The sequence below is a fragment of the Malaciobacter sp. genome (assembly GCF_055140965.1).
On the sequence record NZ_JBSRRO010000029.1, the window covers coordinates 1 to 14,879 of the forward strand.

19 protein-coding genes and 3 tRNA genes are annotated in these 14,879 nt (G+C 26.1%); 11 read left to right on the forward strand and 11 right to left on the reverse strand.

The features are described from left to right. The coding region (locus ACTCCZ_RS09045; protein ID WP_463187268.1) for an EAL domain-containing protein at positions 1-379 on the reverse strand (379 nt) is incomplete at its 3' end. Positions 380-543: 164 nt separating this feature from the next. On the opposite strand from ACTCCZ_RS09045, the gene ACTCCZ_RS09050 reads away from it, so the two are divergent. From ACTCCZ_RS09050 to ACTCCZ_RS09060, 3 genes are read left to right on the forward strand one after another with little or no spacing between them, the layout of a single operon-like run. After that, on the forward strand, positions 544-975 hold the full coding sequence (locus tag ACTCCZ_RS09050; RefSeq protein WP_079577173.1) for a disulfide oxidoreductase: 432 nt from the start codon (positions 544-546) through the stop codon (positions 973-975). Next, positions 965-1,609 carry a DsbA family protein gene (locus tag ACTCCZ_RS09055; RefSeq protein ID WP_079577174.1) on the forward strand — a complete coding sequence of 215 codons (645 nt, stop codon included), beginning with the start codon at positions 965-967 and terminating at the stop codon, positions 1,607-1,609. The genes ACTCCZ_RS09050 and ACTCCZ_RS09055 overlap by 11 nt, the downstream gene beginning before the upstream one ends. An 11-nt stretch (positions 1,610-1,620) precedes the next feature. Then, a complete protein-coding gene (locus tag ACTCCZ_RS09060) occupies positions 1,621-2,190 on the forward strand; it encodes a TlpA family protein disulfide reductase (RefSeq protein WP_079577175.1) in 570 nt (189 codons plus the stop codon). 17 nt (positions 2,191-2,207) lie between these two features. Here the strand turns inward: ACTCCZ_RS09060 and ACTCCZ_RS09065 are convergent, their stop codons facing one another. Then, entirely contained in the window at positions 2,208-3,083 is an 876-nt protein-coding gene (locus ACTCCZ_RS09065) for an AraC family transcriptional regulator (RefSeq protein ID WP_079577176.1), read from the reverse strand. A 143-nt stretch (positions 3,084-3,226) separates the two neighbouring features. Here ACTCCZ_RS09065 and ACTCCZ_RS09070 point away from each other — a divergent pair, with 143 nt between their 5' ends. Continuing rightward, positions 3,227-4,678 (forward strand): acetyl-CoA carboxylase biotin carboxylase subunit, encoded by a 1,452-nt coding sequence (locus ACTCCZ_RS09070; protein ID WP_079577286.1) that lies wholly within the window; start codon positions 3,227-3,229, stop codon positions 4,676-4,678. 9 nt (positions 4,679-4,687) lie between these two features. Then, a complete protein-coding gene (locus tag ACTCCZ_RS09075) occupies positions 4,688-5,335 on the forward strand; it encodes a carbonic anhydrase (RefSeq protein WP_079577177.1) in 648 nt (215 codons plus the stop codon). 8 nt (positions 5,336-5,343) lie between these two features. On the opposite strand, the gene rraA is transcribed toward ACTCCZ_RS09075, so the two are convergent. Then, positions 5,344-5,829, reverse strand: coding sequence for a ribonuclease E activity regulator RraA (gene rraA / locus ACTCCZ_RS09080; RefSeq protein WP_079577178.1), 486 nt, complete (start codon positions 5,827-5,829; stop codon positions 5,344-5,346). 197 nt (positions 5,830-6,026) lie between these two features. On the opposite strand from rraA, the gene ACTCCZ_RS09085 reads away from it, so the two are divergent. From ACTCCZ_RS09085 to ACTCCZ_RS09095, 3 genes are read left to right on the forward strand one after another with little or no spacing between them, the layout of a single operon-like run. Continuing rightward, positions 6,027-6,332 carry a hypothetical protein gene (locus ACTCCZ_RS09085; protein ID WP_079577179.1) on the forward strand — a complete coding sequence of 102 codons (306 nt, stop codon included), beginning with the start codon at positions 6,027-6,029 and terminating at the stop codon, positions 6,330-6,332. A 51-nt stretch (positions 6,333-6,383) separates the two neighbouring features. Continuing rightward, positions 6,384-6,737 (forward strand): hypothetical protein, encoded by a 354-nt coding sequence (locus tag ACTCCZ_RS09090; RefSeq protein ID WP_079577180.1) that lies wholly within the window; start codon positions 6,384-6,386, stop codon positions 6,735-6,737. A gap of 24 nt (positions 6,738-6,761) precedes the next feature. Continuing rightward, positions 6,762-7,514 carry a carbonic anhydrase gene (locus tag ACTCCZ_RS09095; RefSeq protein ID WP_079577181.1) on the forward strand — a complete coding sequence of 251 codons (753 nt, stop codon included), beginning with the start codon at positions 6,762-6,764 and terminating at the stop codon, positions 7,512-7,514. Positions 7,515-7,537: 23 nt separating this feature from the next. Here ACTCCZ_RS09095 and ACTCCZ_RS09100 read toward each other — a convergent pair whose 3' ends face one another. Together ACTCCZ_RS09100 and ACTCCZ_RS09105 are read right to left on the reverse strand one after the other, a co-directional pair. Next, entirely contained in the window at positions 7,538-8,305 is a 768-nt protein-coding gene (locus ACTCCZ_RS09100) for a hypothetical protein (protein WP_079577182.1), read from the reverse strand. 183 nt (positions 8,306-8,488) lie between these two features. Then, on the reverse strand, positions 8,489-8,797 hold the full coding sequence (locus tag ACTCCZ_RS09105; RefSeq protein ID WP_228145279.1) for an NADPH-dependent FMN reductase: 309 nt from the start codon (positions 8,795-8,797) through the stop codon (positions 8,489-8,491). Here ACTCCZ_RS09105 and ACTCCZ_RS09110 point away from each other — a divergent pair. Continuing rightward, positions 8,727-8,873: a hypothetical protein gene (locus ACTCCZ_RS09110; RefSeq protein WP_463187270.1), complete on the forward strand. Its 147-nt coding sequence runs from the start codon at positions 8,727-8,729 to the stop codon at positions 8,871-8,873. The genes ACTCCZ_RS09105 and ACTCCZ_RS09110 overlap by 71 nt on opposite strands. 13 nt (positions 8,874-8,886) lie before the next feature. Further along, positions 8,887-9,024, forward strand: coding sequence for a cupin domain-containing protein (locus tag ACTCCZ_RS09115; RefSeq protein WP_463187272.1), 138 nt, complete (start codon positions 8,887-8,889; stop codon positions 9,022-9,024). Here the strand turns inward: ACTCCZ_RS09115 and ACTCCZ_RS09120 are convergent. Further along, a complete protein-coding gene (locus ACTCCZ_RS09120; RefSeq protein ID WP_079577184.1) occupies positions 9,021-9,974 on the reverse strand; it encodes an AraC family transcriptional regulator in 954 nt (317 codons plus the stop codon). The two genes, ACTCCZ_RS09115 and ACTCCZ_RS09120, sit on opposite strands and share 4 nt — an antisense overlap. 78 nt (positions 9,975-10,052) lie before the next feature. On the opposite strand from ACTCCZ_RS09120, the gene ACTCCZ_RS09125 reads away from it, so the two are divergent. Then, complete coding sequence (locus ACTCCZ_RS09125) at positions 10,053-10,499, forward strand: hypothetical protein (RefSeq protein ID WP_079577185.1); 447 nt, start codon at positions 10,053-10,055, stop codon at positions 10,497-10,499. 4 nt (positions 10,500-10,503) lie between these two features. On the opposite strand, the gene ACTCCZ_RS09130 is transcribed toward ACTCCZ_RS09125, so the two are convergent. From ACTCCZ_RS09130 to ACTCCZ_RS09150, 5 genes are all read right to left on the reverse strand, one after another. After that, a complete protein-coding gene (locus ACTCCZ_RS09130; protein WP_079577186.1) occupies positions 10,504-12,462 on the reverse strand; it encodes a UvrD-helicase domain-containing protein in 1,959 nt (652 codons plus the stop codon). After that, complete coding sequence (locus ACTCCZ_RS09135; protein WP_079577187.1) at positions 12,449-14,419, reverse strand: ATP-dependent nuclease; 1,971 nt, start codon at positions 14,417-14,419, stop codon at positions 12,449-12,451. Before ACTCCZ_RS09135 ends, ACTCCZ_RS09130 begins: the two co-directional genes overlap by 14 nt. Before the next feature lie 169 nt (positions 14,420-14,588). Beyond that, a tRNA-Leu gene (locus tag ACTCCZ_RS09140) sits at positions 14,589-14,675 on the reverse strand. Between the two features lie 22 nt (positions 14,676-14,697). Continuing rightward, a tRNA-Phe gene (locus ACTCCZ_RS09145) sits at positions 14,698-14,773 on the reverse strand. Positions 14,774-14,789: 16 nt separating this feature from the next. Next, a tRNA-Tyr gene (locus ACTCCZ_RS09150) sits at positions 14,790-14,874 on the reverse strand. Positions 14,875-14,879 lie beyond the last annotated feature (5 nt).

The window sequence follows — 14,879 nt, forward strand, 5'->3', positions numbered from 1 at the left end:
TAGAAATAGTATCTTCTTTTATCTCTAAAACAATATTTTTTTTATTTATATTAAGTCTTTCAACTTCTTTAACAAAATCTAAGTTAAAGTTGTATTTTTCTGATTTTTCTATTACTGATGACTCAAAATTTAAAAAAAGTAATAAATTCTCATCTTCATCATAATAACTTTTAAATTTTCTAATTGCTTTTTGTCTAATATAATTATCAAATTTTTCAATAACTTTATCATTTTTTGCTTTTTCTAGTAAAATATCTGGAGTTATGAGATTGTTTTTTTTATCAAAGCCTCTAACTAATGCTTCAAATGCAAATATTTTTTTATCTTTTATTGAAATTATTGGTTGGAAATAGACTTTAATTTTTATATTTGAAAACATATTTTACCTTTTTTAATTGTATAATTATTATAACAGATATTAATTATTATACATATGGATAAACTGTTTATTTTTTATCTAATCAAAAAAAATAATTTTTTTGATATAATACACATAAACTACACGAATTTTAGTTAAAATCATATGAAAAATAGGATATAAAAGTGAATAGTAAAATTGGTTCTACCATTGTTTTTTTATGTTTTGTAACAGCTTTAATTGCTACTTTAGGAAGTCTTTTTTTTAGTGAAGTTATGCAATTTATCCCTTGTTCTATGTGTTGGTATCAAAGAATATTTATGTATCCTTTGGTAATAATATTTCTACTTGGATTATTATATCCAGATGACAAACTATTTAAATACTCAATTGGATTAGTATTAGTTGGATTAGCGATCGCTATTTATCATAATCTTTTGATGTTTGGAATAATTTCTGAAAGTGCTGTACCTTGTGTTCAAGGTGTGCCTTGTAGTACAGAGTATATTAACTGGTTTGGCTTTATCACAATTCCATTTTTATCTTTAATTGCGTATAGTATTATATTGATTTTATTATATTTAGGGAAAAGAGGTTTATTTAAAGATGAAAAATAAAAAATTAGTATTTTTTACATTGGTTATTGTTGTAGCTGTTTTTGTTGCTGCTATTACGGTTTATAAAATAAATACAAAAAATAGTTTAGCTACTTACAAAGACACTAATAACGCTCCATTTGTAAGAGAAAACTCTTATAGTTTTGGAGAGAATAAAGCAAATGTTGTAATTGTTGAGTATATGGATCCACAGTGTCCTCCTTGTAAAATATTTAATAGTGTTGTAAATGATATTTTAAAGCAGTACTATAAAGATGTAAAATTTGTAGTAAGATATTTAGCAAATCATGATAATTCTGCTTATGTAATAAAGATTTTAGAAGCTTCAAGAGCTCAAAATAAATATAAACAAACATTAGATATAGTATTTAAATATCAAGAAGAGTGGGCTGATCCTTTAAATCCTAGACCAGAACTAATTTGGCAACATCTTCCAAAAGCAGGTCTTGATATGGAAAAATTAAAAAAAGATTTTTTATCTATTGATATAAGCCAAATGCTAGAGCAAGATTATGAAGATGCTACTACTTTAGGAGTACAAGGAACACCAACTTTTTTTGTAAATGGTAAGGAACTTGAAACACTAAGTTATCAAGCTTTTTTTGATTTAGTAGAAAAAGAAATTTTTGAATAAGGAAAGATAATATGAAAAAATTATATTTATTTACTTTAGTTATATTTGCTGTTATTTTTACAGGTTGTGGAAGTGAAGATGAAGCACAAGCTGTTGTAATTAAAGACTCAAAAAGTTTTAAAGAGTTAAAAAAACAAGGTAATAAAACTTATAGTTTAGAAACAACAGCAGGTGAAACAATTAAGCTAACTGTTGAAAATGATAAATTAACATCAGAAGATTTAAAAAATAAAGTAGTATTAATTAATTTTTGGGCTACTTGGTGTCCTCCTTGTAAAGAAGAGATTCCTATGTTCAATAGAGTTTATGAAAAATATCAAGATGACTTTGTAATTATAGGTGTTTTATATGAAAAAAATAAAGATATGAAAGCTCTTGCTGATTTTATGAGAGAGTTTAATATGAAGTTTCCTGTTACAATAAACGAACAAGAAAACTTTAGAATGGCAAAAAACTTTGATGATGTAAAAAGAGTTCCTGAATCATTTTTATATGGTAAAGATGGGAAATTTTTAGAAAAATTTGTAGGTTTAGTAGATGAACAAACTTTACTAAATCATATAGAAAATAGTTTAAAATAGAACTTTATAGTTCTATTTTAAAACTTTATTGATACATAAAAACTCATATCAAATCTATTATCTTCACTTAAGAAATTATTTTTGTTATAGACTGCATAAGATGGCTTTGTAGTAGTTTCATACTCACTATTAACAAGCCATTCATGATATACCCAGTGAATAAATTTTAGCATATCTCCATGAACACCCTCTAAATCAAATTTTGCATATACTCCTTCTGAGATTTTAAATTTTGGTAATCTATGGCTATTTACATCACTTTTTTTCTCAGGTACGATACAAGCAATGTATTGACACTCATTAAGTGGAGTAATTGTTGGGTTATCATGAAGAAGCGCTATTTGTTTGTAGTTTTTCAAATTATTATTTAAAATTAATGTTTGAAGTTTTTGCCAAGTATTTTTTATGTTTTTATTATAGCCTTTATTTCTAATATAAAAACTATCTAAACTTGGCATTTTAACTATCGTAGGTGTCATTTTTGAAAAGTCTGCATTTGAATTTAAAGCACTTTTTGATTGTTGTAATATTTTTGTTGAATACTCTTTATAGCCTTTGTCTTTCCACTGTTTGGGAGTCATTTCAAATCTTTGTTTAAAAGCTTTTATAAATGAAGACTGAGAACTATATCCACACAAATTTGCTATATTTGAAATTGTTGAGTATTTATTTGTTAAAAGTAAGTTTGCAGCTTTTTGAAGTCTAATTGATTTGATACTTTCATAAATATTTTTTCCAAAAGCCTCTTTAAATATTCTTTGCATATGAAACTTGCTAACTTGAAAATCATAACTTAACTCTTCAATATCAATATGAGTGTCAATATGAGTGTATATATAGTACATAACATTATTTGCAATTTTTACTCTTTTTTGTAGTGTCTCTTTTTTCATAAAAATATTTTAGCATAAATAACTTATAAGTGTAGCACAAATGAATAATATAATTAGCACAAATAAACAATAAAACTAGCACAAAAGAAGAAGAATTATTTTTTTTATAAGTTTAAAATATGGGAAAAAAAATAGGAAATATTGTGAAAAAGATTTCAAAAGTTTTAATAGCAAATAGAGGAGAAATTGCCTTAAGAATAATTAGAGCATGTAAAGAGTTAGATATTACAAGTGTTGCTATTTTTTCAGAGGTTGATGTTGAGGGAGTTTGGGTTAGGAAAGCTGATGAGTGTTATCCTATTATGAAAGATCCAATAAATGCTTATTTAGATTTTAATATAATTATCTCAATTGCAAAAAAAGCAAATTGTGATGCTATTCATCCAGGATATGGATTTTTAAGTGAGAATGCGCAGTTTGCAAAAGCATGTGAAGAAAATGGAATAATTTTTATAGGTCCTAAGCCTGAGCATATTGCTTTATTTGGTGATAAAATGGCTTCAAAAGTTGCTATGAAAAAAGTGGGTGTTCCTGTACTTGAGGGAACAAATGAACCAATTGATGATGTAAATAAAGCTGAAGATATTGCAAAAGATATTGGTTTTCCTGTGATTATAAAAGCTGCATTTGGTGGCGGTGGTAGAGGTATGAGAATTGTTAAAAATCAAAAAGATTTTAAACAAATGTTTGAAAGTGCTACAAATGAGGCTATAAAATATTTTGGTAGGGGTGAAGTATTTATTGAAAAATTTGTAGAGAATCCAAGACATATTGAAGTACAAATTATTGCTGATAAGTATGGAAATGTATTACATTTGGGTGAAAGGGATTGTTCAATTCAAAGAAGGCATCAAAAAGTAATTGAAGTTGCTCCATCTCCTAGATTAAACAGTGATGTGAGAAAAGAACTTTATGATATTGCAACAAATGCAATGATTAAATTAGGTTATGAAAATGTAGGAACTGTTGAGTTTTTACTTGATGATAAAGATAATATATATTTTATAGAAATGAATACAAGAGTACAAGTTGAACATCCTGTAACTGAAATTATTTCAGGTGTTGATATTATTCAAAGAATGATACAAATAGCAGAGGGTGATAAACTTCAACTATCTCAAGATGAGATAAAATTTAGAGGATATGCTATTGAGTTTAGAATTAATGCTGAAAACCCTCAAAAAAACTTTATGCCCTCAGTTGGTACTATCACAAAATATTTAACTCCTGGTGGTCCTGGTGTAAGACTTGATACTTCTATTTATTCAGGATATAAAGTTCCAGCAAATTATGATTCAATGATTGGAAAACTTATAGTTTGGTCATTAGATTGGCAAGGTGCAGTAAAAAAAGCAAAAAGAGCATTGGATGAGTTTTATATTGAAGGTTTTCCTACAAATATACCATTGCATAGGGAAATAGTAAGGGATGAAGATTTTAAAGTAGGAAATTTCAATACTAGTTATTTAGATGAAAAACTTGAAACATTTACTTTACAAACACAAGAACATATAAAAGAAGAAGAACAAAAAGTAGCAAAAATTATCTCTTTTATAGCAAAAATTAAAGAAAAAAATATTAAAGTTAAACATTAGGAGTGAAATATGGGTTTAGAGCAATTAATTCAAGGAAATTTAACTTTTAAAAATTCAATGTTTAAAGATTATAAAGATGATTTTAATACATTGGTTGAAAAAGGACAAAGTCCTGAAGTGTTATTTATTGGTTGTAGCGATAGTAGAGTTGTTCCAGATTTGATAATGGATTCAAAGCCTGGGGATATGTTTATTCTTAGAAATGTAGGTAATTTTGTACCACCTTTTGAGGCCGATTTTGATTTTCATGGAAGTTCTGCTGCTATTGAGTTTGCTGTAAGTGTTTTAAATGTGAAACATATTATAGTTTGTGGACATTCACATTGTGGTGCTTGTAAAGCTTTATATAGTGAAATAGAAGATGATAATATAGGTCTTGTACATGTTAAAAAATGGTTAGAATTAGGTAAAAAAGCAAGAAATTATGTGCTTAATAACTATTTGGATTTATCTGCTGAAGAGATTTATACTAAAACTGAAAAAAGTTCAGTGGTTTATCAACTAAGAAACTTATTAACTTATCCAGAAATTAAAAGAAAAGTTGAAGAAAAAACACTTGAAATTCATGGGTGGTATTATAAAATTGAAGATGGTTCAATTATGTATTATGATACAAAAGATGAAAAGTTTAAGCAATTAAAAGACTCTTTAAAATAAAGAGTCTTTTATATAAGTTTTTTGCTTGTGATAATTACACCATCACAATCAGCATAAATATAATCACCACTATTTACAGTAATTCCCTCAAACTTAAGTTCAACATCTTTTAAACCTTGAGTTTTTTCAAAATTTCTTTGAGGACAAGTTCCAATAGCTAATAAGCCTACATCAATATCTTTTGTTACATCAATATCTCGTACATAGCCATTTATAATAATTGCTTCATAGTTATTATTTTTTGCAAAGTCCATAAGTTTATCACCAACAATAGCATAAAACTCTTGGTTTGCATCTACTACAACAACTTTTCCCTTACCATCTTCTTCTTTTAATGTTGAAATTAGTATCCAATTACTTTTGTCAAGTTTAATAGTTACAACTTCACCTTGGAATTTTGTTTTTTTTCCATAGTTCTTAAATTTTGGTGATAATACTTGAATCTTCTCTTGATCTTTAAAATCATCACATATATCTGCAGTACTAAAAGACATAATACTCCTTTTTTTTATTGTCTAGCTTTTTTATTATAGTACAATAGTATGTATATAAAGTGTTTGATTTAGTAAAATGTAGAATAATTTTTAAGCTTAGTTTTATTTTTTAATTCTATATAAAGTTAAAGCAATAATAGATATTTTATAAGAAAGTCATATAAATCGTGTTAGTATTTTAAAACAAAGGAACATTTATGCAAATAATAGATTTAATTTTAATATCACTAACTCTTTTAGCTATTTATATACTAATAAGAAAAAAGTTTTTAAAAACTAAAATTATAAATTCTAAAACTCAAAAAAAAGAGGATATTATAAAAGAGTATGAAAATGAAATGACAAGAATTTTATATGAGTTTAAAGATGATGAAAAGCAATTATCTATTAAAAGAAAAGAGTTTTTAATAAAAGTAAATAAAGAATTAGCAATGAATATCTTTTTTGATGCCAATGAAACACAAGAGATAATTCAAAGATTGATAAATATTAAACTTAATTAATAGTATAAATTTTGTTATAATTTATCTACAAACTAACAAAAGGAGCTTATCGTGCAACTAAGAGGGATTACAATTGATTTTGATGATAGAAAAACTTGTGGTTTACTACCAGATTTATGTTTAGAGTGGGACGAAAAATCTGAAGAACTAGAAGATAATCAAAAATTGATTGATTATTGGGAAAATAACATGGAAAAAGTTTTATCAAAGACAGATAAAATAGTTAGTGGAAATATTGGTTCTAAAGCAGTTGTTTATTCAGCAAATGAAGAAGCAATTAGTATAATAAGAGATACATTTAAAGATTTAAATCTATCATCTATTGAATATGAAGATATTGCAAAATGTGAAAGATGTTTGAAGTATGATTATTTAGATAAAAATTTTATTTCACCTTTTAAATAAATTAACAAAAAAGGATTATTTAATATGAAAAATACAATGATTTATATTTTAATAGTTGCAGCAATAGCATTAATGTTAAGTGAAAGTGAAACTAAAAAACAAAATGCAGCTTGGGGATATGAGGGTGATTTAGCTCCTCAAAATTGGGCTAGTTTAGATAAAGAGTATAAGATATGTGAAAGTGGTAAATATCAATCGCCCCTTGATATAAGAGGTGATATTTTAAAAGCACAACTAGATGAAATAACTTTTTATGATGATGCTAGAGCAACAACTTTTAGTAATAATGGACATAGTTTAAAAGTTAATTTTGCAAGGGGAAACTTGATTGATTTTCAATCAAAAGATTATTCTTTATTACAAATGCATTTTCATACTCCAAGTGAAAATAGAATTGATGGAGTTTCTTATCCTATGGAAGTTCATTTAGTTCATCAAGATAAAAATAAAAATCTTGCAGTTATTGCTGTGATGTTTGAAGAAGCAGAAGATACAAATATAGTATTAAACAAGCTTTTAAGAAATGTTCCTGAACAAAAGAACCAATCAAATAGTATTAGAGCAGATGTTTATGGCTATGATATTTTGCCAGAAAATAAAGAGTATTATACATTTGATGGTTCATTAACTACTCCTCCATGTACAGAGGGTGTAAAATGGATTGTTTTAAAAACACCAGTACAAGCTTCAAAAGATCAACTTGAAGATTTTAAAGCAATTATGGGTAAAAACAATAGACCTTTACAAAATAGAAATACAAGGTTTATATTAGAATAATAAATAGAATAGATTTTTCTATTCTATTTATCTTGCTCTTTTTTTATTTTTTTATCTAAAACTTCTAAATTCATCACATCATCATTTGAGTTTTTAAGAACTTGATTTTGAGTTTGAATTTTTGATTGGGGATTGCCATTTAAAGAAGCTATTAGCTTAGCCTCTGTTTCTGGTTTTAATTCACCTTTTGAAATAGTATCTAAGATTTTATTTGCAATTTGTAGTTTTGCTTCATTCTCTTTTGATCTAAAATATTTTTCCATATTATCTTCATAGGCTTTTAGTTTATCTTTTCTTTTATTATTTAAATATATAAAAAGTAAAAAGCTAAGAAGAAGTAGTATAAATCCTATTAGAATTAATCCATATGTTTTGATTTGATTCTCTTTTTCTTTTTGTAAGGCATCTAGCTCAAATTTGAGTCTTTTTTCTCTGTTTATAGCTTTGATTTTTTCTTTTTCTATTTTGATTTTTTCTTTAGCAATTTCTGCTTTGATTTTCTCAATTTCAATATCTTTATTACTATTTAATTCAGCTTTTTTCTCTTCTAGTTTAAACTCTACTTCTTTTTGTTTTAGTGCTTGATTTTGGTTTAACTCTTTTTCTTTTAAAGCTATCTCTTTCTCTTTTATTGCAAGTTGTGCTTCAATCTCTTCTTGCTTCATTTGTTTTGCTTGATTTAATTCTTTCTCTTTTAATCTTATCTCTTCTTGGGATGGACCAAGTAAATCACAGCCACTAAAGAAAAAAGAAATCAATAAAATTTGTAAAAATATTGCTTTTGCTCTCAATTTATTAATCCTTTTATATCTTGATAAATATATCATATTTGATGTAATTTCTTATTGAAATACTTAAGTATAGCAACTATATATTAATCAATTATAAAAATAGTAACAGTATTATGTGGCATAAAAGTAATTTGTGTATGTATAAAGTTTAGCTTTATTAATACAAGGAAGTAAAACCTTGTATTAAGAAAAATTAGCTAATTGTTTAATAATATTTTTTGCAGTCTCTTCGTTTAGTGGTCTATCATATGAAGTTAAGATCTCTCTTGCTAGGATATTTGCTCCTAAGTGTTGAAACATTATTCTCATAGCTTGAAGCCCTTTAGCTCCACCTCCACCACTGTGTGTTGCAAGTGCTACTACTTTTTCATTGAAAGCATCTCTCCAGTCTTTTGTACTTCTTGATGTCCATGCCATTGCATTGTTTAAAACAGGAGGCATTACTCCATTGTATTCTGGTGCTACAATAATAAATGAATTTAAATTTAAAATTTTATTTGCTAGTTCTAAAGCTTGTGCAGGAAGACCATCTTTTTCTTCTTTTACAGTTGAGTATAATAGTATTTAAACAAGATCAAGTTATGAAAGAGCATAAAACTTCATATCCTATTACAGTTGAGGTTTTTGAAGGTGAGATTCTTTTTGGTGTAAATGGACTAAGACTTAGCCTATCAAAAAAAGATAGCATAAACAGAGTTAAAGGAGTTTTGAAACTTTAAAGAGATTTATTTTTAAACTCTTCAAAACTTTTATTAAACCATGATTTAAAAGCTTTTAAAAATGAGTTTGTAGTACTAAAACCTAAAAGTGTACTCAACTCATTTGCAGTGAAGTTCTTACTTAAATAGTATTTTACTAATTTAATTCGTACTTCTTTAACTATTTTTGTATAAGAACTTTTCTCTTCTTTTAATCTTTTTTGTAGAGTTCTTTCATGAATATTTAATCTTTTAGCTACATTTTGTAAGCTAAGTTCATCTAAGGAAATAAGTTTAATAATCTCTTTACTAACTTCTTCTTTAAAGTTATTGCTGCTTACTAAATCTAACATCTTTTTTGCTTCTTGTTCAAAAAGTATTAAAAGTGTTTCATCATTAAATTTTGTTTTATATTGTAAACACTGTTTTGTAAAAACAATATTAGTATGCTCTTTTTGGAAATTGAGGTTTTTACCAAACTGTTTTTCATACTCTTTTGTGCAAACAGGTGATTTAAAATTAAAATTGCAGTATTCAAACTCTAAGTTTTTATATAAGATATTTTTCAAAAGAGTAATAATTGCAATTATATGAAGTTTTAATTTTTGTTCAAAGTGATTAATATTTTCATCTAAGTATATAAATAAGCTACTATTTTTATATCTAATTTCTAAACTATCTCCTAATATTTTATAATAAACACTAAGTTTTTCTAATGCTTCATTTAAATTATTTGAATGGGATATTAAATAACCCAAAATACCAATACTACTTGGAATAACCATATTTGATATATCAAAATAGATTTTATCACTTTTCTCTTTTTGTGAGATTTGTTTAATTAGTGTAAAAATTGTATTGGCTTCTATTTTTGTATTTTTAGTTAAAAGAGTATTTGTATTAACTCTTTTTTCAAGTAGTTTTAACACATCAATAAATTTTTCAACTGTTAAATTTGAATTATTTCGCAATTTGATTACCTTAGGCTTATCTTTTTCCTTTTTGTTTGTTTATAAAAAAGTTAATATTTTATTAAAAAAGGAATAAATTTGTATTATACAGTTTTAACTCTTCACTCTTATATTAGATGGTTTTTGCTTTTATTTATAATCTTAGGATTTTGTTTTTGTTTATATAATACTATTTTTTATAAAAAATATAATATTTATAATAAACAAATCACTTATATGACTACATTTTTTGCTCATATACAGTTAAGTTTGGGATTTGGATTATATCTATTTTCAGATATTGTAAGACAGTTTTATACAAACCCTTTTGAGATGATAAAACTAAGTGAAATAAGATTTTTTGCAGTTGAACATCCATTAACTACATTTTTTGCAATACTACTATTATCTTTTTTTAATAGTAAAATAAAAAAAGAGAAATGTAACTATAAGAAAAATAAAATGGTAGTTATTTCAAATGCTATTGTATTGATTTTATTGTGTATTTCTATTCCATGGGGGTTTTCAAGTTATGTTTCAAGATGACTTTTTAAACATTTATAATTTCATAACACCCTGATTCAGATAAAGAGTCACAAAATCTATTTTCATGGATAGCAATACATAATAGATGGCTTGGTCTAGAAAAACCAACATACGCCATTTTTACACTTTGAATATGTCTTGATGCATTATTACTAAAAGGCATATTTTTAAATTGTTCTAAAAGCCTTTGGGATTCATATTCTGAATGATAAAAGGACTCTAAATATAAAGTAGCTGTATGGGTTTCGCCTTTAACACTATGAACTGTTGATATATGAATATCAATTCCATCTTGACTGTATATGTTTTTAATTTCAGTCGAATTTGAAGTAGTTGATTCATCTAAGGTTTCATTAGAAATAAATACACTACTATTAACAATTGATTTTTCAAAAATATTTAAAAAACCAGGTATATATTGTTTAATCTGATTAAATATAATATCAACATCGTTTGATACGAGAAGTGACTTACACCATTTATAAATATTTAAATTAAAATCATCATAGATACTATTCTGTTCTTCTTTCTGTTTTTCTTTTAGTACATTTATCAAAGATTTTCTTGTATATAGCCTATCATTCTCATCTTTTACATTTTCTAATTTTAATATCTTTATAATTGCATTTAAAATACTTTTCCTAATACCTCTAAAACTATTATTCCCTCTTTCAAAATAAACTAAATAACTTTTCAGATTTTCATAATTTTCTTTTACTTTATGTTGACTTTGTTCAAAATCTTCAAAATAGCTCTTTAAAGCAATATGAGTATCATGTTCTTTTCTCCAAGCAATTGCTTTAAATGGCTTCGTTTCATTTATCTGAAGTTTTCCTTCATCAACATACCTTTTAATTAATTGTGAGTATTTAGGTATAACTTCTTGAATATTTTCATCATTATATTTAAAGATATGAGGTTTAAAATCCTCACTATAGTTTTGTAAAGAATTTATTGGGACATGAGTTATTCCAAAGTTTTGAACAAAAGTTGCAATTGTTTGAGAAAATCTATTTGTTCCAGTAAGATTTAAAACTTTTTCTCTATCTTCCCAAATTATATCTGTTTCAATATTTCCTCCATTATAAATGGCTTGATTTTTATCTCCAATTCGTTGAAAAATAGTTTCTGAATTACTCTCAAAGAATAATTTTTCAAGTAAATCATACTGTAAATTATCCATATCTTGCATTTCATCAATGCATACAAATGAAAACCTCTTTCTCAAGATATCAACAACTTTAGGAAAGTCTTCAATATAATAGTTTGCTAACTTATAGGCATACTTATACGAAAGAACACCATCTAATAAAACTTTAAAAACTATAGATTTCAATAAGTTATGTTTAGGATTAGTACATGCAATTAATCTTGTATTTGTATTAATATCTCTAACTTCTTCACTATCGAAATCATAGTAAATATTTTTAATAACTTTATGAACTCTATCATTATCTCTTCCATTACTCATATACAACCATTGGCCTAATTTAGGAGGGTTATTCCATTTAACTTTTTCAAATTCAGAAATCAACATGTTTTCATATATTTCAGTATCAATATAAGCTAACTTTTGTTTCATATGATTTTTATAAAAAGGATTAACTAAAAATTTGTTTATGAAAGATTGAATAGTACCAATAAAATTTGGATAAGAAAAAAGTTTTGGACAATATTTACCTATTCTATCTTTTATTTCATTGATTGCAGTATTAGTATGAGAAATCACTAAAATTCCTGAACCATCATCAAAAGGTAAGTATCTTTCTAAAATCAATAGCTTAGCAAGTAGTACAGTTGTCTTTCCACTTCCCGGAACAGCTTGTAAGTCCAATGTTGTTAAGTCTTTTATAAAGTCAATTCTCTCATTATTCTCATCTTGAAAAGTTTGGCCTTCTTTTAATAAAATCTTTTCGGCATAAGCAATGTCTTCATTCGTAATTGTAATATCATGAACAAGCATGTTGTATAGCCTCACATAAGTATTTTACATTTGCATCTTCTTTAACTGCATCAAAATTTATTGAATTACTTTTTTCTAAAATCTCAGCAAATCTCTGAGCAATAATTGATTTTGAGATTTCATCAGAAGCAGTACCTACATAATTTTTATTACCTAATATTTGCCAATATATTTCAAATGCTATTTTTTCATCTGAATCAGACCAATTGTTAAAATATGTATTAACTTTTAATTTTGCTTTTATGTATTCTTTTATAGTACCACTAGTTTTACCTTTATCTATTTTTTGTTCAATATGTGATTTAAGTACTGATTTAAAAAAGTACTTTCTTAAATTAGTAGATTTTGCTAAACAATATTCTAAAGTCCATTCAGGAGCAATAAACGCCTTAATATTTGAAATATTATCTGTCTCATATTTATCTACTTTCTTTTGCAGTTCTTCATCAATACTATATACATCAACGACATTGTGTTTTTTTAAATAAGCATTTTTCACATCTTCTTCATCAAATCCACTTTCAGTTCTTTTAGAATCTATATACTTATTTAACTTTTCAATAAAATCTTCTTCTAGCGCATACTCAGTTGGTCTTAAATCTAAATCAGTGATAACTGAAACTTTTACACCAATATCATTTTGTAAATCTTTTCTTTTAAATATATCTACATATCGTAAAAATGCAGTATTTGCTACATTTATAACAGATACTTGATTTTCAGTTAAATCATATCCAATTCTCTTAGCTAACGTTGGTATTAAAAGTTCTTCTGCCCACCCTTCTACTAAAATCACTCCTTTTGCGAAAAATAAATTTGCTTTTGTAGTATCTAAAAATCTTTCTAAATATTTATAATTTGTTGGCTTTAATGCTGTGTTATCTTTTGTCATAGAATATGCATTATTTTTATTACAAATAATTAAATTTTCTAACTTTACTTTTGACGCTAGATTTGGACTATGTGTTGTTAATATAAGCTGTTTATTTTCTTCTTTTTGTAACTTCTCAATAACTTTCATTTGAGCTTGAGGATGTAAATGAGCCTCTAACTCTTCTATTAACCCAAGTTTTAAACCATGATAATCTTCTTTTCCAAGGTGTAATAACTCAGTAGCCATAAATAATCTATTTAGAGTACCTAATCCTAAGTTTTTTTCATCCTTTATAAATATTGATATTTTTTCTAAAATTTCACGTAGTTTGCTTCCACTTATTTCAAATTCACTTTCTTTTGAGGCTTCATAAAAAGCCTTAATATAAGTATCAATTTTACCTTTTAAAACTTTTCCTTTTTTCTTTTCATCTTCTGTAAAATCATTACCATCTTTATCTTTTCCTTTAAAATACTTTTCAATTATTTGATTAAACTCTTTAAAATAATCTATTAAATAATGTGTTTCTTCTTTTCCTTTAAAAGCTTCATCACCTAATAAAACCTGAGAAACTCTTGAATTCTTTTTAGCAACTAATTCACTCTGAGCATCACGAAGGGGTTTAAGATAAGTAACTTTTAAATATTCTCTTGCTTCAGCAGTCATCTGAGAACCACTTTCATCAACACCAGCTTTTACCTCAGAAGGAAATATTCTTTCATCGTTTCTTGATACATCATATATTAATCTAAGAAAAACTTTTTCATTTTTATAGCCTAACCATTCAACAAAATTTTTCGCTTCATCATCTGTTAAATCATTAAACTCTACTTCTATTCTAAATCGTTTAGAGTCATTATAGAAATCAAGATTCTCTACTTTTATATATTCATAACTATGTGTTTTTAATACAAGTTTTATAGCATCAATAATTGCAGTTTTACCTGCATCATTTTGACCAATTAACACATTTAGATTCTTTTGAAAAGTTAGATTTAAATCAGGAGTGTCTTTTTTTAAAATATAATCTTGTTCATTTCCATATCTTCTAAAATTCCAAAGTTTAATATTTGATAAAAACATTATATAAACAGCCTTTTAATAATTTTTAAATATATTAACATAAAATACTTATAATTATTTTTATTATTGAACTTTAAAATATAAAAGTATAGCTTTTTAGTGTATATTAAGAAATACTATAGATTTTACTTTGAAAATTATAGTGTCATTTAGTGATTATTTAAAAAAGTGGTGCGAATGGTGAGAATCGAACTCACACTCCGAAACCGGAATGGGATTTTAAGTCCCACGCGTCTACCTATTCCGCCACACTCGCACTTTTTTGTAGGCATAAAAAATGGTGGCGCGGGGCAGAATCGAACTGCCGACACAAGGATTTTCAGTCCTTTGCTCTACCGACTGAGCTACCGAGCCACCTAAACTTAAATAGTGGTGGTGAGAGAAGGATTTGAACCTTCGAAGCCATAGGCGGGAGATTTACAGTCTCCTGGATTTGACCACTCTCCAACCTCACCGATTG

What these genes read in the sequence shown, in the direction of transcription:
- ACTCCZ_RS09060 (WP_079577175.1), top strand. Translation starts at nt 1,621, where the DNA reads ATGAAAAAATTATATTTATTTACTTTAGTTATATTTGCTGTTATTTTT.
- ACTCCZ_RS09075 (WP_079577177.1), top strand. Translation starts at nt 4,688, where the DNA reads ATGGGTTTAGAGCAATTAATTCAAGGAAATTTAACTTTTAAAAATTCA.
- ACTCCZ_RS09065 (WP_079577176.1), bottom strand. Translation starts at nt 3,083, where the DNA reads ATGAAAAAAGAGACACTACAAAAAAGAGTAAAAATTGCAAATAATGTT.
- ACTCCZ_RS09095 (WP_079577181.1), top strand. Translation starts at nt 6,762, where the DNA reads ATGAAAAATACAATGATTTATATTTTAATAGTTGCAGCAATAGCATTA.
- ACTCCZ_RS09130 (WP_079577186.1), bottom strand. Translation starts at nt 12,462, where the DNA reads ATGCTTGTTCATGATATTACAATTACGAATGAAGACATTGCTTATGCC.
- rraA (WP_079577178.1), bottom strand. Translation starts at nt 5,829, where the DNA reads ATGTCTTTTAGTACTGCAGATATATGTGATGATTTTAAAGATCAAGAG.
- ACTCCZ_RS09115 (WP_463187272.1), top strand. Translation starts at nt 8,887, where the DNA reads ATGAAAGAGCATAAAACTTCATATCCTATTACAGTTGAGGTTTTTGAA.
- ACTCCZ_RS09085 (WP_079577179.1), top strand. Translation starts at nt 6,027, where the DNA reads ATGCAAATAATAGATTTAATTTTAATATCACTAACTCTTTTAGCTATT.
- ACTCCZ_RS09135 (WP_079577187.1), bottom strand. Translation starts at nt 14,419, where the DNA reads ATGTTTTTATCAAATATTAAACTTTGGAATTTTAGAAGATATGGAAAT.
- ACTCCZ_RS09055 (WP_079577174.1), top strand. Translation starts at nt 965, where the DNA reads ATGAAAAATAAAAAATTAGTATTTTTTACATTGGTTATTGTTGTAGCT.